18 protein-coding genes are annotated in these 20,989 nt (G+C 72.1%); 8 read left to right on the forward strand and 10 right to left on the reverse strand.

Annotated elements, in window-relative coordinates:
• Nucleotides 1-98 precede the first annotated feature (98 nt).
• The gene (locus ACH4SL_RS12355; RefSeq protein WP_031520277.1) at nucleotides 99-869 is read right to left on the reverse strand and encodes a GntR family transcriptional regulator; all 771 of its coding nucleotides are present in this window, start codon (nucleotides 867-869) and stop codon (nucleotides 99-101) included.
• Nucleotides 870-1,188: 319 nt separating this feature from the next.
• On the opposite strand from ACH4SL_RS12355, the gene ACH4SL_RS12360 reads away from it, so the two are divergent.
• From ACH4SL_RS12360 to ACH4SL_RS12375, 4 genes are read left to right on the forward strand one after another with little or no spacing between them, the layout of a single operon-like run.
• Nucleotides 1,189-2,496, forward strand: coding sequence for an extracellular solute-binding protein (locus ACH4SL_RS12360; protein ID WP_398444254.1), 1,308 nt, complete (start codon nucleotides 1,189-1,191; stop codon nucleotides 2,494-2,496).
• 41 nt (nucleotides 2,497-2,537) lie between these two features.
• A complete protein-coding gene (locus ACH4SL_RS12365; protein WP_398444256.1) occupies nucleotides 2,538-3,539 on the forward strand; it encodes a carbohydrate ABC transporter permease in 1,002 nt (333 codons plus the stop codon).
• Entirely contained in the window at nucleotides 3,536-4,420 is an 885-nt protein-coding gene (locus ACH4SL_RS12370) for a carbohydrate ABC transporter permease (protein ID WP_398444258.1), read from the forward strand. Before ACH4SL_RS12365 ends, ACH4SL_RS12370 begins: the two co-directional genes overlap by 4 nt.
• Nucleotides 4,417-6,030 carry a glycoside hydrolase family 3 protein gene (locus ACH4SL_RS12375; RefSeq protein ID WP_398444260.1) on the forward strand — a complete coding sequence of 538 codons (1,614 nt, stop codon included), beginning with the start codon at nucleotides 4,417-4,419 and terminating at the stop codon, nucleotides 6,028-6,030. Before ACH4SL_RS12370 ends, ACH4SL_RS12375 begins: the two co-directional genes overlap by 4 nt.
• Nucleotides 6,031-6,289: 259 nt before the next feature.
• Here the strand turns inward: ACH4SL_RS12375 and nagB are convergent, their stop codons facing one another.
• On the reverse strand, nucleotides 6,290-7,075 hold the full coding sequence (nagB, locus tag ACH4SL_RS12380; RefSeq protein ID WP_398444263.1) for a glucosamine-6-phosphate deaminase: 786 nt from the start codon (nucleotides 7,073-7,075) through the stop codon (nucleotides 6,290-6,292).
• Between the two features lie 163 nt (nucleotides 7,076-7,238).
• Between nagB and ACH4SL_RS12385 the strand changes: the two genes are divergently transcribed.
• Together ACH4SL_RS12385 and ACH4SL_RS12390 are read left to right on the forward strand one after the other, a co-directional pair.
• The gene (locus tag ACH4SL_RS12385) at nucleotides 7,239-8,324 is read left to right on the forward strand and encodes an SIS domain-containing protein (protein WP_398444265.1); all 1,086 of its coding nucleotides are present in this window, start codon (nucleotides 7,239-7,241) and stop codon (nucleotides 8,322-8,324) included.
• Nucleotides 8,325-8,922: 598 nt separating this feature from the next.
• Nucleotides 8,923-10,374: a sensor histidine kinase gene (locus ACH4SL_RS12390; protein ID WP_398445290.1), complete on the forward strand. Its 1,452-nt coding sequence runs from the start codon at nucleotides 8,923-8,925 to the stop codon at nucleotides 10,372-10,374.
• A gap of 160 nt (nucleotides 10,375-10,534) precedes the next feature.
• Here ACH4SL_RS12390 and ACH4SL_RS12395 read toward each other — a convergent pair whose 3' ends face one another.
• Both ACH4SL_RS12395 and ACH4SL_RS12400 read right to left on the reverse strand, forming a co-directional pair.
• Nucleotides 10,535-10,792, reverse strand: coding sequence for a WhiB family transcriptional regulator (locus ACH4SL_RS12395; RefSeq protein ID WP_031520293.1), 258 nt, complete (start codon nucleotides 10,790-10,792; stop codon nucleotides 10,535-10,537).
• A 320-nt stretch (nucleotides 10,793-11,112) separates the two neighbouring features.
• On the reverse strand, nucleotides 11,113-12,081 hold the full coding sequence (locus ACH4SL_RS12400; protein ID WP_398444267.1) for a diacylglycerol/lipid kinase family protein: 969 nt from the start codon (nucleotides 12,079-12,081) through the stop codon (nucleotides 11,113-11,115).
• Nucleotides 12,082-12,129: 48 nt separating this feature from the next.
• On the opposite strand from ACH4SL_RS12400, the gene ACH4SL_RS12405 reads away from it, so the two are divergent.
• Nucleotides 12,130-12,624: a hypothetical protein gene (locus ACH4SL_RS12405; protein WP_398444269.1), complete on the forward strand. Its 495-nt coding sequence runs from the start codon at nucleotides 12,130-12,132 to the stop codon at nucleotides 12,622-12,624.
• 177 nt (nucleotides 12,625-12,801) lie between these two features.
• On the opposite strand, the gene ACH4SL_RS12410 is transcribed toward ACH4SL_RS12405, so the two are convergent.
• From ACH4SL_RS12410 to ACH4SL_RS12425, 4 genes are all read right to left on the reverse strand, one after another.
• The gene (locus ACH4SL_RS12410) at nucleotides 12,802-13,824 is read right to left on the reverse strand and encodes an RNA polymerase sigma factor SigF (protein ID WP_398444271.1); all 1,023 of its coding nucleotides are present in this window, start codon (nucleotides 13,822-13,824) and stop codon (nucleotides 12,802-12,804) included.
• 123 nt (nucleotides 13,825-13,947) lie between these two features.
• Entirely contained in the window at nucleotides 13,948-14,361 is a 414-nt protein-coding gene (locus tag ACH4SL_RS12415; protein WP_398444272.1) for an anti-sigma regulatory factor, read from the reverse strand.
• Nucleotides 14,362-14,561: 200 nt separating this feature from the next.
• The gene (locus ACH4SL_RS12420) at nucleotides 14,562-15,080 is read right to left on the reverse strand and encodes a GNAT family N-acetyltransferase (RefSeq protein ID WP_398444274.1); all 519 of its coding nucleotides are present in this window, start codon (nucleotides 15,078-15,080) and stop codon (nucleotides 14,562-14,564) included.
• Between the two features lie 56 nt (nucleotides 15,081-15,136).
• Nucleotides 15,137-16,054, reverse strand: a complete 918-nt coding sequence (locus ACH4SL_RS12425; protein WP_398444276.1) for a 1-aminocyclopropane-1-carboxylate deaminase/D-cysteine desulfhydrase — start codon at nucleotides 16,052-16,054, stop codon at nucleotides 15,137-15,139.
• Nucleotides 16,055-16,204: 150 nt separating this feature from the next.
• Here ACH4SL_RS12425 and ACH4SL_RS12430 point away from each other — a divergent pair, with 150 nt between their 5' ends.
• Entirely contained in the window at nucleotides 16,205-17,122 is a 918-nt protein-coding gene (locus ACH4SL_RS12430) for a MurR/RpiR family transcriptional regulator (RefSeq protein ID WP_398444278.1), read from the forward strand.
• A 63-nt stretch (nucleotides 17,123-17,185) separates the two neighbouring features.
• Here ACH4SL_RS12430 and ACH4SL_RS12435 read toward each other — a convergent pair whose 3' ends face one another.
• Together ACH4SL_RS12435 and ACH4SL_RS12440 are read right to left on the reverse strand one after the other, a co-directional pair.
• A complete protein-coding gene (locus tag ACH4SL_RS12435; protein ID WP_398444280.1) occupies nucleotides 17,186-19,216 on the reverse strand; it encodes an N-acetylmuramoyl-L-alanine amidase in 2,031 nt (676 codons plus the stop codon).
• A gap of 420 nt (nucleotides 19,217-19,636) precedes the next feature.
• Nucleotides 19,637-20,851 (reverse strand): NADP-dependent malic enzyme, encoded by a 1,215-nt coding sequence (locus ACH4SL_RS12440; RefSeq protein WP_398444282.1) that lies wholly within the window; start codon nucleotides 20,849-20,851, stop codon nucleotides 19,637-19,639.
• Nucleotides 20,852-20,989 lie beyond the last annotated feature (138 nt).

The following is a 20,989-nucleotide window of genomic DNA, read 5'->3' on the forward strand; positions in this document are numbered from 1 at the left end:
TCTAGGGGAGGCTAGCGGCGGCAGTCACTACCCGTGCACGGATCAGTTCCCAGGTCAGCCGCGCGGGTGACCGGAAAGCACCGGTAGGGGTACCCGGATCAGTCGGTGGGGCGGCTGAGGCGGGCCACGAACTTGTACCGGTCGCCGCGGTAGACCGACCGCACCCACTCGACCGGCTCGCCCGTGGTGTCGATCGAGTGCCGGGAGAGCATGAGCATCGGCAGGCCCACGTCGGTGCCCAGCAGCCCGGCCTCGCGCGGGGTCGCCAGCGACGTCTCGATGGTCTCCTCGGCCTCGGCGAGCCGGACGTCGTAGACCTCGGCCAGCGCGGTGTAGAGCGAGGTGTACTTGGCCAGGCTGCGGCGCAGCGCGGGGAAGCGCTTGGCGGACAGGTGGGTGGTCTCGATGGCCATCGGCTCGGAGTTGGCGAGCCGCAGCCGCTCGATGCGCAGCACGCGCCCGCCGGCCTTCATGTCCAGCAGCCCGGCGAGCCGGTCGTCGGCGGTGATGTAGCCGATGTCCAGCAGCTGGGAGGTGGGTTCGAGGCCCTGGGCGCGCATGTCCTCGGTGTACGAGGTCAGTTGCAGCGCCTGGGAGACCTTGGGCTTGGCCACGAAGGTGCCCTTGCCCTGGATACGCTCCAGTCGGCCCTCGACGACAAGCTCCTGGAGGGCCTGCCGGACGGTGGTGCGGGAGGTGTCGAACTCGGTGGCAAGGGTGCGTTCGGGCGGGACGGGGGTGCCCGGTGGCATGGTCTGGGTGATGTCCAGCAGATGGCGCTTGAGCCGGTAGTACTTGGGCACCCGCGCGGTACGGCCGGCGGTGCCGCCCGTCGTCGTCTCCGCACTGGTGACCGCGTCGCTCTCCATGACGTCTGCTCCCGACTGCGCTCGTGCTGCCGTGGTCCGGCTCCTCCGTTGATCGCGGCTCACATGGTGGCACGCGCGGCTCCGCGGGAGAGAGGCGGCGGGGTCCTGGTCCCCCTCAGGTGTCGGTCCGATAACAGACCCGACGGGTGTTCTTATACACCCTTGACACCCCTAAAGGTCTAGGCCAAGCTCCCGGTACTGGTCTAAACCATTAACGACCAAATCCCAGACCCACGAGCAAGTATCGGCCTCCGCGTCCTGCGCGGAGTCCGGCATTTCGGGCGGTGGGGGGAGTTTCGGGCATCCTGAGGAGGGTGGCGTGAAGCGCAAGCTCATCGCGGCGATCGGCGTCGCGACCATGATCGTCGGTATCGCGGCATGTGGATCGGACAAGAAGGACGACGACAAGAAGGCGTCGTCGGGGGGCGACAAGGCGGCGAGCGCGTCGTCGATCACCGTCTGGCTGACGGTGGACGCCCAGCACAACTGGCCGGAACTCATCAAGACGGCTGACGACGCCCTCACCGCGAAGCACCCGGGTCTGAAGGTCAAGCACGAGTACTACGCCTGGCCGGACAAGAATGCCAAGCTGGACGCCGTGCTCGCCACCGACAAGGCGCCCGACGTCGTGGAGATGGGCAACTCCGAGATGGTGCCCTACATGGCCGAAGGCGCGTTCGCCGAGGTCGACCCGTCGAAGTTCGACAACTCCGCGCAGTGGCTGGACGCCCTCAAGCAGTCCGTCACCTACGACGGCAAGACCTACGGCGTGCCGTACTACGCCGCCGCCCGTATCGCGACGTGGCGCAAGGACATCGCCGCCGCGTCCGGCATCAAGGCCGCCCCGAAGAACTGGACCGAGCTGACCGCGGACCTGGACAAGATCCAGTCCAAGCAGGGTCCGAAGTTCAACGCCTGGTACCAGCCCTCGCGTGACTGGTACGCGGCCATGTCCTTCGTCTACGACGCCGGCGGCGCCATCGCCGCCAACGAGGGCGGCCAGTGGAAGGGCTCGCTGGAGAGCCCGCAGGCCATCCAGGGCCTCACCGCCTGGAAGGACGCCATGGGCAAGTACATGCACGGCGACCTCACCAAGGACGAGTCGGACCGCTACATCGTCTACGGCCAGGGCAAGTCCGACCTGATCTTCGCCCCCGGCTGGGAGGGGCCGTCCGCGGCCGACCCGAAGTTCGACAAGACCGGCGGCAAGCTCAAGGACAACCTCGAGAACTTCGTCATGCCCGGCCCGTCCGGCAAGAACCTGCCGGTCTTCCTCGGCGGCTCGGACCTGGCGATCCCGACGAAGTCGAAGAACGCCGACCTGGCGGCCGAGTGGATCAACGACTTCACGAACACCGCGGGCCAGAAGGTCCTGATGAGCAAGGGCAACCTGCCGAACAACAACACGCAGCTGGAGACGCTCAAGAGCGACCCGGCCTCCGCGGTCACCGCGACCGCCGCCGGCTCCAGCTGGTTCGTGCCCACCGCGCCCGGCTGGGGCACCGTGGAGAAGGCGCAGACCCTGCAGACCATGCTGCAGAACATCGCCACCGGCAAGGCCTCCGTCCAGGACGCGGCCAAGACGGCTGACGAGGCCATGGACAAGGTCCTCAACGTCAAGAACTGACCGTCCTCACAACGTAGACCAGGACCGCTGAGGAGCACGTGATGAGTGCCGCCGAGACCACCACCACCAAGGTGCCGCCGCCACGGCGGCACTCATCACCTCCCGGGCGCGGCCCCGGGAGACGCCGCGCCGCACGCGGTAGCCGGATCCGCGTCAGCCGGGCGCTCACCCCCTGGCTGCTGCTGGCGCCCTGCATCCTCGTGCTCGTGCTGGTGCTGGGCTACCCGCTGATCAAGCTGGGCATCCTGTCCTTCCAGGACTACAAGAAGCCCCAGCTGTGGGGCTTCAAACCCGCCACCTGGGTGGGCTTCGACAACTACTCGGCGATCCTCAAGGACAGCGAGTTCTGGGACGTCGTCGTCCGCACCATCGTCTTCGCCGGTGTCGCGGTCATCCTGACCATGGTCCTGGGCATGCTGATCGCGCTGCTGCTGCAGCGCGTGTCCGGCTGGGTGCGGACCCTGGTGAACATCGCGCTCGTCGCGAGCTGGGCGATGCCGGTCGTCGTCGCGGTCACCGTCTTCAAGTGGATGTTCGACAGCGACTACGGCGTCGTGAACTGGGTGCTGACCGAGCTGCCGGGCGTCGACTACACCGGGCACAACTGGTTCGCCTCCGGCCCCGAGGGCCTGACGGTGATCATGCTCCAGGTGGTGTGGGGCGCGATCCCGTTCGTCGTGATCACCCTGGGCGCCGGTCTCACCCAGGTCCCCAAGGAGCTGGAGGAGGCGGCCCGGCTCGACGGCGCCGCGGCCTTCGGGGTCTTCCGCTACGTGACCTTCCCGATCATCAAGCCGCTGGTCGTCATGATGACCACGCTCTCGGTCATCTGGGACATGGGTGTCTTCGCCCAGGTCTGGCTGATGCGCGGCGGCCACCCCGAGCCGGAGTTCCAGCTGCTGACCACCTACTCGTACGAAAAGGCCTTCGGCGTCAACGACTACGCCTCCGGCTCCGCCATCGCGCTGCTGACCGTGCTGCTGCTGCTCGGTGTGGTCGCGGTCTACATGCGGCAGATGCTGAAGATCGGAGAGGTGGAATGAGCGCCCTGACCTCGCGGCCGAGCGCCGCCCCGGTGATCACGGCCACCGCGGCCGAGCGCCGCAAGCGCAAGGCCAAGATCGGCTGGAACGTCGTCGGCCTGCTGGTCTTCGTGGTGATCGTCTTCCCGGTCTACTGGATGATCAACACGGCCTTCAAGCCGGCCAAGGACGCGATCGACCCCAAGCCGCACTTCTTCCCCTTCCCGGTGTCGCTGGAGAACTTCCGGCGCGCGCTGGACATCAGCGACTTCTGGGGACCGGTCGAGCGCAGCCTCATCGTCAGCGCCTCCACCGTCGTGGTCGGCGCGGTCATCGGCCTGCTCGCGGCACTCGCGATCTCCCGCTTCGCCTTCCGCGGCCGCAAGGCCGTCATCGTCGGCATCCTGACCGTGCAGATGGTCCCGCTCGTCGCGATGATCATCCCGGTGTTCCTGCTGCTCAACCAGATCCACCAGATCGACAAGCTCAGCGGCCTGGTGCTGACGTACCTGACCTTCATCCTGCCCTTCACGGTCTGGACGCTGCGCGGCTTCATCGTCAACATCCCCAAGGAGCTCGAAGAGGCCGCGATGGTCGACGGGTGCAGCCGCACCGGCGCCTTCATCCGGGTCGTCTTCCCGCTGCTCGCCCCGGGCCTGGTCGCGACCTCCATCTACGGCTTCATCCAGGCGTGGAACGAATTCCTCTACGCCCTGCTGGTGATGAGCCAGGAGCACGAGACGGCCACGGTCTGGCTCGGCACCTTCACCACCCAGCACGGCACCGAGTACGCGCCGATGATGGCCGGCTCCACCATGATGGGCATCCCCGTGGTGATCCTCTTCCTGCTCGTGCAGCGCAAGATGGCCGCCGGCCTCACCGCCGGGGCGGTGAAGGGATGACCGCCGCCGTCACCGGTACGGACACGCCCGCTCCCTCGCTCGTACGCGACGCGCTGACCGTCCTGCAACCGGGCTTCGAGGGCACCGAGGCCCCCGAGTGGCTGCTGCGGCAGCTCGCCGAAGGACTCGGCGCGGTCGCGCTGTTCGCCCGCAACATCGAGTCGCCCGCGCAGCTGGCCGCGCTCACCGCCCAGCTGCGCGCGGTACGGCCGGACGTGCTCGTCGCGGCCGACGAGGAGGGCGGCGACGTCACCCGGCTGGAGGCGCGCGGCGGCTCGTCCTTCCCGGGCAACCTCGCGCTCGGCGCCGTCGACGACGTCAAGCTCACCCGGGCGGTCGCCGCCGAGCTGGGCCGCCGGCTCGCCGAATGCGGGGTCAACCTCAACTGGGCGCCCTCCGCCGACGTCAACTCCGACCCGGACAACCCGGTCATCGGCGTGCGCTCCTTCGGCGCCGACCCCGACCTGGTCGCCCGCAACACCGCCGCCTACGTCGAGGGCCTCCAGTCCGCGGGCGTGGCCGCGTGCGTCAAGCACTTCCCCGGCCACGGCGACACCGCGGTCGACTCGCACCACGACATGCCGCGGATCGACGTCGACGTGGCGACCCTGCACTCCCGCGAGCTGGTGCCCTTCCGCGCCGCGCTCGCCGCCGGCAGCAAGGTGGTGATGAGCGCGCACATCCTCGTGCCCGCCCTCGACCCCGAGCTGCCCGCGACCCTCAGCCCCGCCGCGCTCACCGGCCTGCTGCGCGCGCCCCGCGAGCGCGGCGGCCTCGGCCACGGCGGCCTCATCGTCACCGACGGCATGGAGATGCAGGCCATCGCCGCGACGTACGGGATCGAGCGCGGCACCGTCCTGGCGCTGGTCGCCGGCGCCGACGCGATCTGCGTCGGCGGCGGCCTCGCCGACGAGGAGACCGTACTCGCGCTGCGCGACGCGATCGTGGCGGCCGTCGAGTCCGGCGAGCTGCCCCGCGAGCGGCTCGCCGACGCGGCCGAGCGGGTCCGCGACCTCGCCGCGTGGGCGGCGGCGCAGCGGCCGGGCGCAGCGGAGGGGACCGCACCCGGCAGCACCGCGGCCGCCCCCGGCGAGGCCTTCGGCACCGCCTCCGAGGTCGGCCTGGAGGCCGCCCGCCGCGCCCTGCGGATCACCCGCACCGACGCCTTCGCGCCGCTGGAGTCCGCCCCCTACGTCGCCGCCTTCACGCCGGTGGCCAACATCGCGGTCGGCGAGGACACCCCGTGGGGCGTCGCCGCCGAGCTCGAACGGCTGCTGCCGGGCACGGAGACGGGCACGTACCGCGCCGCGGAGGAGGCGGAGGCCGCACCGGAGGCCCCCGAGGCCCCCGCCCCCGAGGCCCCCGAGGTCGCCGCGCAGGTCCTGGCGGCGGCGGGGGAGCGGCGGATCGTCGCCGTCGTCCGCGACGTCCACCGGCACGCGTGGATGTCCGAGGCGCTGGCCGGCGTCGTCGCCGCCCGCCCCGACACGGTGGTCGTCGAGATGGGCGTCCCCCAGGCCCCGCCCGCGGGAGCGCTCCATCTCGCGACCCACGGCGCGGCCCGCGTCTGCGGTGAGGCTGCCGCCGAGGCGATCGTCAGCGCCCGCTGACCCCTTCGCGGGGGCGCGCCCCCACCCCGTACGCCGGGCCCGGCCGTAACCCTTGAGCCGAGCCCGGCGTCCGGCATTGAGCCTGCCCATGCGGCGCGGGGCACACCAGGGGCGCGGGGAACTGCGCGAGCAACCCACCACCGGCCGGTGGTCCGGATCGGACCGAAGAGACCCTTTGGGTCGGTGACGACCCGCGCCCCGGTGGGGGCTGAGCGCGCAGTTCCCCGCGCCCCTGGCGTACCGCCCTGCGCGGCAGGGGCTACAGCCCCTGCCAGTGCGGCTTCGCCGCGAAGGTCGCGCGGAAGTACGGCGCAAGCTTCAGCTTGGAGGCGGCCGCCTCGTCGACGACCACGGTCGCGTGCGGGTGGAGCTGGAGCGCGGACGCGGGGACCACCGAGGCGACCGGGCCCTCCACGCTCTGCGCCACCGCCTCCGCCTTGCCCTCGCCGGTGGCGAGGAGCACGAGGTGGCGGGCCTCCAGGATCGTGCCGATGCCCTGCGTGATGACGTGGTGCGGGACCTGCTCGATCTCGCCGTCGAAGAAGCGCGCGTTGTCGACCCGGGTCTGCTCGGTGAGCGTCTTGATACGGGTGCGGGAGGCCAGCGACGAGCACGGCTCGTTGAAGCCGATGTGCCCGTCCGTGCCGATCCCCAGCAGCTGGAGGTCGACCCCGCCCGCGGCGGCGAGAGCCGCGTCGTACGCCTCGCACGCGCCCTGGACGTCCTCCGCGCTGCCGTCCGGGCCCATGAAGGACTCCGGGGACAGCCCGAGCGGCTCCACGACCTCGCGCAGCACCACGGAGCGGTACGACTCGGGGTGGCCGGCCGGCAGGCCCACGTACTCGTCCAGCTGGCAGATCCGGGTGCGGGAGACATCCACCGCGCCGCCGCGGACCTTGGCCGCGAGCGCCTGGTAGACGGGCAGCGGGGTGGAGCCGGTGGCGACCCCGAGCAGCGCGTCGGACTTGCGGCGGATGAGCGCGGCGATGGTCTCCGCGATCACTTCGCCGCCTGCCGCCGCGTCCGGGACGATGACAACTTCCACGCTGGGCCTGCCGTTTCTGGAGCGGTGAGTGTGGTATAGACCAATCTACCAGGTGTCCCCCCCGCAGGCCGAGGGGCACCTGCGCCCGCATCTCCGCGCGCGGGCCGCCGCCTCCTGTGGTCGACTGTTGGAGTGCTCCCCGGCGGGATGGAGGCGGGTGGACATGACGGACGGCACGGCGCCCCCGGGCCCGGCACGCGGCGCGGACCGGCCCGGCGCGATCATGGCGGCGGAGATCGCCGAGCAGCCCGCGGTGCTGCGGCGCATCCTCGACCGCGCGGTCCCGGAGATCACCGCGACCGCCCGCGCCGTCGCGGCCCGCAGCCCCCGCTTCGTGCTGCTCAGCGCGCGCGGCACCTCCGACCACGCGGCCCTCTACGCGAAGTACCTCGTCGAGGTGGAACTGGGCCTGCCGTGCGGCCTCGCCTCGATGTCCACGATCACCGCGTACGGGGCCCGGCCGCGGCTCGCCGACGTGCTCGTGGTGGCCGTCAGCCAGTCGGGCGGGTCGCCCGACCTGAGCGCCACGACGCAGGCCGCCCGGGAGGCGGGGGCGATCACCCTGGCCCTCACCAACAACCCCGACTCGCCGCTCGCCGAGGTCGCCGAATTCCACATCGACCTCCAGGCGGGCCCGGAGCGGGCCCTCCCGGCGACCAAGACGTACACGGCGGAGCTGCTGGCCCTTTACTTCTTCGTCACCGCCCTGGGCGGCCAGGACGGCCTCCCCGCCGCCCAGGCCCTCCCGGAGCTGGCCGAGCGCGTCCTCGCCCGCGGCGACGAGGTGTACGACCTCGCGGGCCGCTACCGCTTCGCCGAGCGCATGGTGATCACCAGCCGCGGCTACGGCTACCCCACGGCCAAGGAGGCCGCCCTCAAACTCATGGAGACCAGCTACGTTCCCGCCCTCTCCTACTCCGGGGCGGACCTGCTGCACGGGCCGCTGGCCATGGTCGACAACATCTCGCCGGTCATCGCGATCGTGACGGAGGGCCGCGGCGGCCAGGCGCTCCAGCCCGTCCTGGACCGCCTCCGCAGCCGTGGGGCCGACCTCGTCGTGGTCGGCCCCGAATCCGCGACCCGCGCGGCCTCGGGAGGCTTCGCCCTCCCCACCCAGCACCTCCAGGAGGCCCTGCAGCCCGTCCTGGAGATCCTCCCCCTCCAGCGCCTCGCCTACGAGATCGCAATGGCCCGCGGCCAGAACCCCGACTCCCCGCGAGCGATCGCGAAAATAACGGAGACCCGTTGACCCCCCTGTTGCGCAGGGCCTACGCATGCCGCGCCGGGCACCCCCAGGGGCGCGGGGAACTGCGCGAGCAACCACCCACCGGCCGGTGGTCCGGGAACGACAGCAACTGCCCCTCCGGGCCGGTGACTACCCGCGCCACGTACGTGGCTGAGCGCGCAGTTCCCCGCGCCCCTGAAAAGGCCCGCCCCGCAGGGGCCGAGGGCCGGGTTGCCCGGCGGGGCAAAGGAGGGGCCGGGTCTGCGCGGAGGCCCGGAGGACAACTTCGGGCCGCGGTGCAGAGAGGACCCTCAGCCTCATCGCACCGCAGCCCGGAGCTTGCGCCGGCGGCCGTGGCCGGCGGGGTGTGCGGTCCCCGCGGACCCGTTAGGCACCGACAGCGAGGCGGGGGCGTAGTCAGGGCAGAGAACGCCCCGCCTCGTTCCGCGCTCCTGTGCGGGGAGCCCGGACGTCGTGTTCTGGCGCCCATTGTGGACTAGACCAATAGCCCCTGTAAATGGGTCGGCACCGATTTCGTGCCGCGCCTGAACAAAGTGTGCCCGCAAAACCCGCCGGGCGCACCCCCGCCGGGCCTGCGGGTACGCTCGCAGGCGTGCCCTCCATGAACGACCTCGTACGCGAGCACACCGCACTGGACGCCTCCGACCTGGAATGGCTGCATCTGCTGGTGTCCGAATGGCAGCTGCTGTCCGACCTGTCCTTCGCGGACCTCGTGCTGTGGGTGCCCACCCGGGACGGCACGCGGTACGTCTCGGTCGCGCAGATGCGGCCCAACACCGGCCCGACGTCGTACCAGGACGACATGGTCGGCCACCTCGTGCCGCGCGGCCGCCGCCCGCTGCTGGACGCCGCGCTGGACGAGGGGCGGATCGTCCGCGAGGGCGACCCGGAGTGGCGCGAGGAGGTGCCCGTACGGGTCGAGTCCATCCCCGTACGGCGCGACGGCCGGGTGCTGGGCGTGATCGCCCGCAACACCAACCTGCTGACCGTCCGTACCCCGAGCCGGCTGGAGCTCACCTACCTGCAGAGCGCCAGCGACCTCGCCCAGATGATCGCGGCCGGCTCCTTCCCCTTCCCGGCCGAGCAGATCGACATGGACGCCTCACCGCGGGCCGGCGACGGGCTCATCCGGCTGGACGCCGACGGCACCGTGCAGTACGCGAGCCCCAACGCGCTGTCCGCCTACCACCGGCTCGGGCTGGCCGCCGACCTGGTCGGCCACCACCTGGGCAAGACCACCGCCGAGCTGGCCCCGCAGTCGGACGGGCCGGTGGACGAAGCGCTCGTCACGATGGCCAGCGGCTGGGCGCCCCGGGAGTTCGAGGTCGAGGGAGGTGACGGCGTCATCCAGTTGCGCGCGATCCCGCTCAAACCCAAGGGCGTACGCACCGGTTCGCTGGTGCTGCTCCGCGACGTCACCGAACTGCGGCGGCGCGAGCGCGAGTTGATGACCAAGGACGCGACCATCCGGGAGATCCACCACCGGGTGAAGAACAATCTCCAGACGGTGGCCGCGCTGCTGCGGCTCCAGGCCCGCCGGATGGACTCGGCGAGCGCCCGCTCGGCGCTGGAGGAGGCGGTGCGCCGGGTCGGCTCGATCGCCATCGTGCACGAGACGCTGTCCCAGACCCTGGACGAGCGTGTGGAGTTCGACGAGATCGCCGACCGTGTGCTGGCGATGGTCGCCGAGATCTCCCCGGGCCGGGTGACCGCCCGCCGCTCCGGCCGCTTCGGCGTGCTGACCGCGCGGACGGCCACCCCGCTGTCGATGGTGCTCACCGAGCTGCTGCAGAACGCCCTCGAACACGGCTTCGGGCCGGGCGAGTCGGGCTCGGTAGACATCACCGCGACCCGCGGCCGGGAGCTGATCACCATCACCGTCCAGGACGACGGCCGCGGCCTGCCGCCAGGCTTCGACGCGCAGCAGACCGGCAACCTGGGCCTCCAGATCGTCCGTACGCTCGTCGTCGGCGAACTGGGCGGCACCTTCGACATGGTGCCCGCGCCCGACCGCGGCACCCGGGTCATCCTCGAACTCCCGCTTGCCGGTTGACCGTTCACTCTTTCCGGTGATCCGGCCGCGGTGGTTCCACCGCGGTGTCCGTGCACGCGAAAGCCCCCCGTACCGCCATTGGTACGGGGGGCTTCCGGATGCTGTGTGCTGCGCGTGGGACAGGTGCTGCGCGCTGCGGCTCGGTTGGAAGGTGCGCGTGTCAGGCGCTGGCGTTGCGGGCCCGGTTGCGGGCGGCGCGGCGCTTCATCGCGCGACGCTCGTCCTCGCTGAGGCCACCCCAGACACCGGCGTCCTGACCACTTTCGAGCGCCCACTGCAGGCACTGCTCCATGACGGGGCAGCGGCGGCAGACGGCCTTGGCTTCCTCGATCTGCAGCAGCGCAGGACCGGTGTTGCCGATAGGGAAGAAGAGCTCAGGGTCTTCCTCGCGGCAAACGGCGCGGTGACGCCAGTCCATGGCTGCTCCAACTCCTCGTGTGACAAGCTCGTTGCTTGTGAATGTGAACGCTTTCACGAATCCCTTCACAGGGAACGGGACGCCACCCAGTCTTCACTGGTGCAGTCCCGCTGGTGTGAGGTCTCAGATTCGGGCTCTCAAGGGGGCCGGTTGGTCGGCCGTCCCGATCGCCATGTAGAGACTCGCAAACCTGGGCTGGAGATACAACCCCTTCAAGGAAGTTTTTTTTGATTCCTCGGTGTCGCGTCGATCACAGCCGTACTTCCATGGGGTGCGGGGCAGCCTAAACGTTCGAGTAAAAGGACTTTAGGCTCTTCGACTTACACAATCACACGCAGTGCACGGCGTACGCCTGTGAAGGTCGCACTCGTACGCAGCCCCAGGTGGTCACCGTCCACCTGGAAGGGCAGTGGAGCCTGCGATTGCAAGGTGAAGTCGGTCAGATCGTGCAGGGTGACCGCGTGCTTGCCCCGCGGGCCGCGGTCCGGCGTGGAGCGGAGCAACTGTGCCGCGTACCGCGTTCCCGACAATGCGGACATCTTGCGAATGCCCAGCAGGTCAAGCGCGGTGTCGAAAGATGCGTCGGGAGATGCGTAAATAGGCCGATTGCCCAGATATGTCCACGGTGCGGCATTGCAGACTATCGCCGTCGACAGTCCGGGCAGCGGCTCCTCGTCCGGCCGCTCCAGCGTGATCGTTCCGCTCCTGCGGTTCGGGTCGGCGACGAACTGCCGCGCCACCTGCCGCAGATACAGCGCATGCGTCGAACGCTTGCCCAGCTCCCGCTGCTGCTCCACCCGCCCCACCACGCCGGCGTCGAAGCCCAGGCCCGCGCAGAAGGTGAACCAGCGGTCCGGCACCCCTTCGTCCTCCGTCCCCGGCGTGCCGCTCACCAGCCCCAGGCCGACCGTGCGCGACGATCCGGCACGCAGCGCGTCCAGCAGCGCGCCGGTCGCCTCCACGGCGTCGTTGGGCAGCCCCAGCGCGCGGGCGAAGACGTTGGTGGAGCCGCCGGGCACCACCGCGAGCTGCGGCAGCGCGTCCGGGTCGGGCCCGTGGTGCAGCAGCCCGTTCACGACCTCGTTGACGGTGCCGTCGCCGCCGAGCGAGACCACCAGCTCGGTCTGGCCGCCCTCCACCGCGCGGCGCGCGAGGTCGCGCGCGTGGCCGCGGTATTCGGTCGTGGCGACCTCCAGCTTCAGGTCGCTGGCCAATGCGGTGCTGATCACGTCGCGCACCCGAGCGCTGGTGGTGGTTGCTGCCGGGTTGACGACGAGAAGTGCACGCATGGTCGATAGCGTACCTACGGTTTTTCGGCGCGGGCTACGCTGAGTGGTGTGAGCCAGACCCCCCAGGACCCCTCGCCCGAGCTCGACGCCGCCGCTGTGGCGGAGGACACGGAGGGCGCCGCCGCGCCCGCCACGGAAGAGGCCGCAGAGGCTGTACCGGCCGCGCCCACGCCCGGCGGGCGCGCCCGGCTGTTCGGCGCCGCCGCCATCGCGGGCCTCGAAGGGCTCGTCATCGCCGTGTGGGGCGTCACCATGTTCTTCACCGGCAGCGACCACGCCGTCCTGGCCGGGCTCACCGTCCTGGTCTTCGCGGCGATCCCGCTCTCCGCGGCGTACGGGCTGCGCCGGTCCCGCCGCTGGAGCCGCGGCCCGGCGCTCATCATGCAGCTGCTGGCGCTCCCGGTGGCGTGGACCATGCTCCACTCCTCCGGAGGGGTGGTGGCGGGCGGCGTCGCCCTGGGCCTCCTGGCCCTCGCGGGCCTCGTCCTCCTGGCCCACCCGGCCACCACCGACGCGCTCGGCATCCGCCGCCTCAACACGTAGGAGCTCGCGCTCGGCGCAGGACCCCAGGGGCGCGGGGAACTGCGCGACCAGCCCGCCACCGGCCGGTGGTCCGGTACGGACCGTACTGCCCCTTCGGGCCGGTGACGACGTGCACCACAGTGGTGGGTTGCTCGCGCAGTTCCCCGCGCCCCTGACAAGCACCGCCCTGCGCAGCAGCTACTCGTCGATGAGGAGCTTGTCGCGCAGTTGCGCGAGCGTGCGCGCGAGGAGGCGGGAGACGTGCATCTGGGAGATGCCGACCTCCTGCGCGATCTGCGACTGCGTCATGTTGCCGAAGAACCGCAGCAGCAGAATCGTCTTCTCCCGCGGCGGCAGCTGCTCCAGCAGAGGTTTGAGGGACTCGCGGTATTCGACGCCCTCCAGGGCCTCGTCCTCGGAGCCGAGGGTGTCGGCGACGGCCGGGGACTCGTCGTCGGTGTCGGGGACGTCGAGGGAGAGCGTGCTGTACGCGTTCGCGGACTCCAGGCCCTCCAGGACCTCTTCCTCGGAGATCTTGAGGTGCTCGGCGAGTTCGTGGACGGTGGGGGCGCGGCCGTGCCGCTGGGAGAGTTCGCCGGTCGCCGTGGTGAGGGCGAGGCGCAGCTCCTGGAGGCGGCGGGGGACGCGTACGGCCCAGCCCTTGTCGCGGAAGTGCCGCTTGATCTCGCCGACGACCGTGGGCGTCGCGTACGTGGAGAATTCCACGCCGCGGTCGACGTCGAAGCGGTCCACCGACTTGATCAGGCCGATCGTGGCGACCTGGGTGAGGTCGTCGAGGGGCTCGCCGCGGTTGCGGAAGCGGCGTGCGAGGTGCTCGACCAGCGGCAGGTGCATGCGGACGAGCTGGTTGCGCAGCTCGGCCCGCTCGGGAGAGCCCTCCGGGAGCTTGCTCAGCTCGACGAAGAGGGCCCGCGCCCCGGACCGGTCCTGCGGATCGTGCTCCCGCTCCTGCGGGTCGTGCGCGTGCTCCTGGTCCATCGTCGTCGCCTGCTCCGCCGCGTCTTCATCCACGTCGTTGTCGTCTGCGCGATCGACGGGGTGGGGCCTGGCGCCCTCGCCCGCCGTGTGCCGCCGCTGCTGCCCGGCCGGGGCCGCGCGGTCCGGGGCCTGGGCGGGCAGCGCGGCCCGGCCGCGCGCCGCGGGCACGTCGCGCTCCGCGGGTGTGCCGGGGTTCTCGTCCCGGGACAGCTCAGCACTCATCGCGATATCCCCGTCTTCCCCGTCGATTCCTGCACGGTTGTACCGTCACCGGCCCGCAGCTGGACCGGGGACACGCTGACCTGGGCGGTGCGGGCGGCGGGGCCGCCGCCGCGCCCGCCGGTGTCACGACAGCCCTGGAACGGCGCCGCGCTTCTTGTGCAGACTGATGCTGACCGTCTTGTCGTCCGCGACGGTGGAGTCCACCTCGCCGGCCAGTGCGGAGAGCACCGTCCAGGCGAAGGTGTCGCGCTCCGGTGCCCGCCCGTCGGTCGTGGGGGCCGCGACGGTCACCCACAGCGAATCCCCGACGAGCCGGAAGACACAGCTCAGCACGCTGCCGGGGACCGCCTGCTGGAGCAGGATCGCGCACGCCTCGTCCACCGCGATCCGCAGGTCCTCGATCTCGTCGAGGGTGAAGTCCAGCCGTGCCGCCAGTCCGGCCGTGGCCGTCCGCAACACCGACAGATACGCCCCTGCCGCGGGCAGCCGGACCTCGACGAAGTCCTTCGACCCGGGGTCGCCTGCGCTCTGGGACACCCTCACCTCCACGGTGGCACACAGTGATTGCTCTGGTTCGCAGCGACGCTATCGCGATCCGCGCCCCGCTGTCGCCCGGACGGAGGACGGTCGCCGCCATGGGTGAACCGGTCCGCGGGTGGCGCGGGGTGCGGGCGCGATACCGCGCTGTCACCCATGGTAAGCGCAAGGGTACGGACGGTCCGTCAGGGGTGGGGGTCTCAATTCGCATACGGGTTCGCCGGGTTCGCCGGGCCGCCGGGTGCCTGTGCGGCCAGCGCCGCGAGGGCCGGGCCGGTCAGCCGCTGCACCGTCCACTCGTCCTGCGGGCGGGCGCCGACCGCGCGGTAGACGGCGAGCGCCTTCTCGTTCCAGTCGAGCACCGCCCACTCGAAGCGCGGCCAGCCGCGCTCCACGCAGATCGCCGCGAGTGCGGCCAGCAGCGCCTTGCCGTGCCCGGCGCCGCGCGCCTGCGGCCGTACGTACAGATCCTCCAGGTAGAGGCCGGGAGTGCCGGTCCAGGTGGAGAAGTTGCGGAACCACAGGGCGAAGCCGACCGGCTCGCCGCTCGCGTCGTCCGCGGCGACGAGCGCGTGGGCCACCGGGTCGGGCCCGAAGAGGGCCTCCCGCAGTTGCTCCTCGGTGGCCCGGGCCTCTTCCAACGCCTTCTCGTACGCGGCGAGTTCACGGACCAGGGCATGCAGGACGGGCACATCGGCGGGCGTCGCGGCGCGGATCATGCCCCAAGGTTACGGTCGCCTCGTGCGGGAGGCGTAAGGGGCGCGGCAGGAGCACGTCACCCGGTGATCACCGCGGCGATACGGGTCCCCGGCGGGAAGGCGCCCTCGCCCGCGAGGGTCAGGACGCCGTGCAGCATCTTCGCGACGTAGACGGGTTCGGGGGTGAGGCCGTGCCGGTCGGCGAAGTCGGCGGCGAAACCGGCCAGTTCTGGGGTGCTGCGGGCGAAGCCCCCGTGGTGGAAGCGCGGTTCCAGCCGCCAGTGCCCGCGGCGGCCGCCGTACGCGGCCTGCTGGAGGCGCAGCACCTCCGCGTCGAGGAAGTCGCCGCGCAGCACCGGGAATCCGACGGCCTCCGTACCCTCCAGCCCGGCGGCCAGCCCCGCGAGCGTGCCGCCCGTCCCGCACGCGACGGCCACCACGTCGGCGGCGCCGCGCAGTTCCCGGCCCAGCTCCTCGCAGCCCCGCACCGCGGCGGCGTTGGAGCCGCCCTCCGGCAGGACGTAGGCGCGGCCGTGGCGGGCCAGCAGCGCGGCCAGCACCTCGGGGGAGTCCTTGCGGCGGTAGGTGGCGCGGTCGGTGAAGTCCAGCTCCATGCCGTCGGCGGCGGCGCGCGCGAGCGACGGGTTGAGGTCGCGGCCGGCCAGCTCCTCGCCGCGGACCACGCCGACCGTGCGCAGCCCCAGCAGGCGCCCGGCGGCGGCGACCGCCCGCAGGTGGTTGGAGTAGGCCCCGCCGAAGGTGAGCAGCGTGTCGTGGCCCTGTTCCAGGGCGGCGGCGAGGTTGGGCCGCAGCTTGCGGAACTTGTTGCCGGGCAGCGCCGGGTGCACCAGGTCGTCGCGCTTGAGCAGCAGCCGCAGGCCCCGCCGGGACAGCCGCTCGTCCGCGACCTCGGTCAGCGGCGAGGGCGGCCGCGGGTCCAGTGGCGAGGGCGGCGGGACCGGCGGGGGAGGCGGGGGAGGGGCGGGGGCGTCCACCCGGACATTGTCCCCCGCGTGTCACCCGCACGTGTGACACGCGTAGCGCGGGCCGGGCCGTCCGGCGGCGGCCGGAAGCGGCTGTCCAAGGGCCGGGATTTCGCCCCCGCGGCTCCCAGAAGCAGGTTTGGCGGGTGCATCCTTGGTCGGGTGTACCACATAGTCCAGGAACCACCCACCGACCGGTCCCTCGACGCCACTGCGCCCAGTGACTCGGCCGACGCTCTCACCGCGATGGTGCGGGGGCTGATGCCCTCGCTCACCCCCGCCGCCGCCCGGATCGCCACGCTGATCGTGGAGGATCCGGCGCAGGTGGCCCGCAGCACCATCTCCGAACTCAGCGCGCTGGCCGGCACGAGCGAGTCGTCGATCGTCAGAACCGCCCGCGCCCTCGGCTTCGCCGGCTACCCGGAGCTGCGGCTCGCGCTCGCGGTGTCCGCGGCCAAGCAGGAGCCGCGTTCGACGCTCAGTTCGGGCATCAGCCCGGACGACTCGGCGGCCACCGTCATCGGCAAGCTCGTCCACACCGAGACCCAGGCCGTCCGCGAGACGGCGACCCAGCTCGACCCCGAGGCACTGGACGGCGCCGTGCGCGCCGTGTGCGGCGGCGGGCAGCTGCACATCGCGGGCGTCGGCGCCTCCGGGCTCGTCGCCCAGGACCTCCAGCAGAAGCTGGCCCGTATCGGCCGGGCCTGCCACGCCCACACCGACTCCCAGTCGGCGCTGACCAGCGCGGTGCTGCTGGGCGTCGGCGACGTCTTCCTCGCCGTGTCGCACTCGGGGGAGAGCCGCGACGTCCTGGAGCCGCTGCGGCGGGCCGCCGCCGAGGGCGCGACCACCGTGGTCATCACCAACCACCCGCTGTCGACGGCCGCCAGGACCGCCGACCACGTCCTGGTCTCGGCGGGCCGCGAGACGACCTTCCGGCCGGGCGCGATGGCCTCGCGCATCAGCCAGCTGGTCGTCGTCGACTGCCTGTTCGTGTGCGTGGCGCAGCGTACGTACGAGAAGTCCTCGCGCGCCCTGCACCTGACGCACGAGGCCCTGGAGTCCGACCGCCCGGTGTGAGCGCGGGCCGGATCCCACCCGCGGTCCCCCGCGCCCCCCATCGGCGCGGGGAACCGCGAGGCGTCAGCCGGCGGGGACGAGGTCCACGTCGGCGGCGTTCACGAAGGCGACCCGGTGGTTGTAGACGATCTCGTACACCTTGGTCTGCCCGAGGAAGTCGTGCTGGTCGTACGGCGCCGAACCGTCGTAGTAGATGGCGAAGTAGGAGTCGGTGCGCACCGCGGGGCCCGCGGCGACGTAGGACTGGCCCGCCGGGATCGTGTACTTGGCGCGGGCGAGCTGCGGGCGCGGGGCGGTGCCGCCCTCGAAGGCGACGAAGTCCGCGGGGTAGGCGGACGCCTCGGGGTAGGCCGTGGTGTAGACGGGCACCGAGGCCAGTCCGGGCTTGGGCACGATGCGCGCGGCCTTGACCGGCACGGTCGCCGGGTGCGCGGCGGAGTCCTGGAGCCACGCCTTCGTGCCGCCCCACCAGATCGCCGTCCAGCCGGGCACCCGGCCGGCGACGACGTACTGCTCACCGGCGGGCGCCTTGTCGCCCCAGTCGTTCATGGCCGTCGTCCCGGCCGAGCCGTCCGGGTGCAGATAGGGGTCGGCGACCAGCGGGGCGGTGGTGCTGGGCGCGGTGTGCAGCGGTACGAACGACGCGGCCTGGCCGTTCGCGGCCACCGGGCAGTCGAAGCTGCGGTAGGGGCCGGGGAACTGCTTGTAGCCCTGCACGTCGTCGCAGTAGGTCGTCGACTGGAGGTTGTGCGCGTAGCCGGGCTTGATGGCGACGGTGTCGCTGCCGGCCGGGGCGGTCGCCCTGATGGGTGCGCCCAGCAGGTCGAAGAAGTGCTCCCAGTCCCAGCCGGGGCCCGGGTCCCAGTGCTGGGTGGCGATGCCCGCCTCGGTGCCGCCGGGGATGTTGTCGTGGCCGAGGATGTGCGCGCGGTCCAGCGGGATGTCGTACTTCGCGGCGAGGTAGCGCACCAGCGAGGCGGTCGAGCGGTAGAGGTCCTCGCTGAACCAGGTGGCGCCGTGGGTGGCCCACGCCTCCTGCTCGATGCCGATGGAGTGCTGGTAGAAGGAGCGGTTGGCGCTGTCCCAGGCGATGTCCTTGGTGGGGATCATCTGGGTGACGTGGCCGTCGCCGGACCGTACGACGTAGTGCGCGCCGGCCGCGTAGGTCGGGTCGCGGAAGAGGTCGAGGGTGCCGTCGTAGGTCTCGTCGGTGCTGTGCAGGGTGATGTAGCGGATGTCGAGGTCGCCGTTCGGGCGGTCGGCGAGGTCGTGGCTGCCGTAGTCGGCGAGGTCGGACGGGTCGAGCAGGGTGTACGCGCCGGGGATGACGTCGCAGTGCAGCGACTTCGGGCACTCGGCGGGGGTGCTGCTCTTCGGCGGCGTCACCTCTTTCAGGCCGAGCTTGCGGACGTCCGAGCGGTTCGGGTGCAGGTGGCGGACGGGTGCGAGGGTGATCAGCTGGCCGTCGTCCGTGGTGCGGGAGGCGCCGGCGGCCATCGTGGACCACACCCCGTCGGCAAAGGCCTGCGCGACGGTGTCCTCGGTGGACTGGCTGTAGCGGGCCGCGGCGGCGTACCAGCCGTCGGTGGTGCGCGGCAGCCGCCCGTGGCCGTAGCCGCGGGCGTAGGAGGCCAGCAGCGCGGCGCCGCCGCGGATGTTCTGCGCCTCGTCGCCGGTGACGGCCGCGGTGTCCGCGTGCAGCAGCGCGGCGGCGGCGCCCGCGGTGTGCTCGGCGGGGGCGGTGAGCAGGTCGGCGTAGCGCGGGGACTGGGTGCTCAGGCCGTCGTCGTCGAGGGTGGCGGCGGTGAGGTTCGTGAGGTTCATCGGGCCGTAGCCCGCCTCGGCGTTGGGCTGGCCGGAGTGCGCCTCCCAGCGTGTCTCGTAGTACGACACGGCCTCCAGGACGGGCAGCGGGACACCGAACTCCCGGGCCGCCGCCGTGAACTCCGCCTGCCGGCCGGTCTGCGGGTCGGCCGCCCCGGCGGTGGCCGCGCCGCCCGCGGCGGCGCTCGTGAGCCCGCCGAGCAGCGCCAGTGCGGCGGCCAGCGTCAGGGCGCGGGTGTGGCGGGCGGTGCGGTGCGGGTGGCGCGGCATTCAGGCTCCCTCGCGGTGCGGGCGTGGCGTGAGCGGTGGAGAGGTACGTGCAGTGCGCAGCCTGACGAGCCGGAGTGGAAACGAGCAACACCCGGAACGTAAATCCTGAAAGTTTTTGCCAGCTCCTGGTGGGGGCGGTGGGGAGCGGCGGAGGCCGCCGGCCGTGGGCGGGCCCCTGCACCGGGGCGCGGCGTCGAGCGGGGAGGCGGGACGCCGGCGGCCCGGCGGTGGCGGCCGGTCCGCCCCGTACGGAGGGCGGACCGGCCACGTACGGCACCCCCGCCCGCCGGTACGGGGAGCCGGCGCGCGGGGGTGCTCGGGGTGTCCGGTGTCACTCCGGACGGCCTTAAGACTGCGCCGTCCCGGATTCTGTGACAGCTTCCGGTATGTGACGCTCGTCACATACCGGGAACCGGTGCCTCAGCGGCGGGCGACGCCCTCCGCGCGGGCGGCGGCCGCGACCGCCGCCGTCACCGCGGGTGCCACCCGCGGGTCGAAGGGCGAGGGGATGACGCACTCCGCGCTCAGTTCGGCCCCGACCACGCCGGCCAGCGCCTCGGCGGCGGCGAGCTTCATGCCCTCGGTGATGGCCGAGGCCCGCACCTGGAGGGCGCCGGCGAAGATGCCGGGGAAGGCCAGCACGTTGTTGATCTGGTTGGGGAAGTCGCTGCGCCCGGTCGCGACGACGGCGGCGTGCCGGCGCGCCACGTCCGGGTGGACCTCCGGCGTCGGGTTGGCCATCGCGAAGACGAAGGCGCCCGGCGCCATGCTCGCCACGGCCCGCTCGGCGACCGTGCCGCCCGAGACGCCGATGAAGACGTCCGCGCCCGCGAGCGCCTCCTCCAGCGAGCCCGCCAGCCCCGCGCGGTTCGTATACGACGCCAGCTCCCGCTTGACCGGGTTGAGGTCGTCCCGGCCGGCGTGGACCACACCTTTGCGGTCCGCCACCGCGACGTCCCCGACGCCCGCTTCGAGCAGGATGCGCGCGATCGCCACGCCCGCCGCCCCGGCGCCGGAGATGACGGCCCGCAGGTCGCCGAGCCGCCGCCCCGTCAGCTTCGCGGCGTTGCGCAGCGCGGCGAGCGTGACGACGGCGGTGCCGTGCTGGTCGTCGTGGAAGACCGGGACGTCCAGCCGCTCCTTGAGCCGCCGTTCGATCTCGAAGCAGCGCGGCGCCGAGATGTCCTCCAGATTCACCCCGCCGAAGGACGGGGCGAGCCGGACCACGGTCTCCACGATCTCGTCGACGTCCGTGCAGTCCAGCGCGATCGGCACCGCGTCGACCCCGCCGAACTGCTTGAAGAGGATCGCCTTGCCCTCCATGACCGGCAGCGACGCGCGCGGCCCGATGTCGCCCAGGCCCAGCACCGCGGTGCCGTCGGTGACCACCGCCACCGTCTGCGACGTCCAGGTGTAGTCGTGCACCAGTTCCGGCTGCTCCGCGATGGCCGTGCAGACCTCGGCCACCCCGGGCGTGTAGGCGAGCGACAGGTCGGCGGCGTCCCGCACCGGCACCGTGGAGGCGATCTCCATCTTGCCGCCGCGGTGCAGCGCGAAGACCGGATCGAGCGGGATGTCCTCCGCGTCGCCGCCGGTATCGCCGTCCGTCCTCGGATTGACGGTCTCGATTGCCACGTGTTGACCCCTTTGTCAGTGGTTGAGGGAAATACTCCTCCCGCACACGGCGGGCGCGCGCGGGAGAGAGGTGGGCCGGCGTCCTGCCCACAGCGAACGAGTGAGCGAATCGGCGGACTGGGGACGCCTGGTGCGCCG

This window comes from Streptomyces sp. NPDC021020 (assembly GCF_044333285.1).
Lineage (GTDB): Bacteria > Actinomycetota > Actinomycetes > Streptomycetales > Streptomycetaceae > Actinacidiphila.

Excerpts from the sequence above, each read along its gene's own strand:
- ACH4SL_RS12355 (WP_031520277.1), bottom strand. The coding sequence starts at position 869 with ATGGAGAGCGACGCGGTCACCAGTGCGGAGACGACGACGGGCGGCACC.
- ACH4SL_RS12365 (WP_398444256.1), top strand. The coding sequence starts at position 2,538 with ATGAGTGCCGCCGAGACCACCACCACCAAGGTGCCGCCGCCACGGCGG.
- ACH4SL_RS12370 (WP_398444258.1), top strand. The coding sequence starts at position 3,536 with ATGAGCGCCCTGACCTCGCGGCCGAGCGCCGCCCCGGTGATCACGGCC.
- ACH4SL_RS12375 (WP_398444260.1), top strand. The coding sequence starts at position 4,417 with ATGACCGCCGCCGTCACCGGTACGGACACGCCCGCTCCCTCGCTCGTA.
- ACH4SL_RS12385 (WP_398444265.1), top strand. The coding sequence starts at position 7,239 with ATGACGGACGGCACGGCGCCCCCGGGCCCGGCACGCGGCGCGGACCGG.
- ACH4SL_RS12390 (WP_398445290.1), top strand. The coding sequence starts at position 8,923 with ATGAACGACCTCGTACGCGAGCACACCGCACTGGACGCCTCCGACCTG.
- ACH4SL_RS12395 (WP_031520293.1), bottom strand. The coding sequence starts at position 10,792 with ATGGACTGGCGTCACCGCGCCGTTTGCCGCGAGGAAGACCCTGAGCTC.
- ACH4SL_RS12400 (WP_398444267.1), bottom strand. The coding sequence starts at position 12,081 with ATGCGTGCACTTCTCGTCGTCAACCCGGCAGCAACCACCACCAGCGCT.
- ACH4SL_RS12410 (WP_398444271.1), bottom strand. The coding sequence starts at position 13,824 with ATGAGTGCTGAGCTGTCCCGGGACGAGAACCCCGGCACACCCGCGGAG.
- ACH4SL_RS12420 (WP_398444274.1), bottom strand. The coding sequence starts at position 15,080 with ATGATCCGCGCCGCGACGCCCGCCGATGTGCCCGTCCTGCATGCCCTG.
- ACH4SL_RS12435 (WP_398444280.1), bottom strand. The coding sequence starts at position 19,216 with ATGCCGCGCCACCCGCACCGCACCGCCCGCCACACCCGCGCCCTGACG.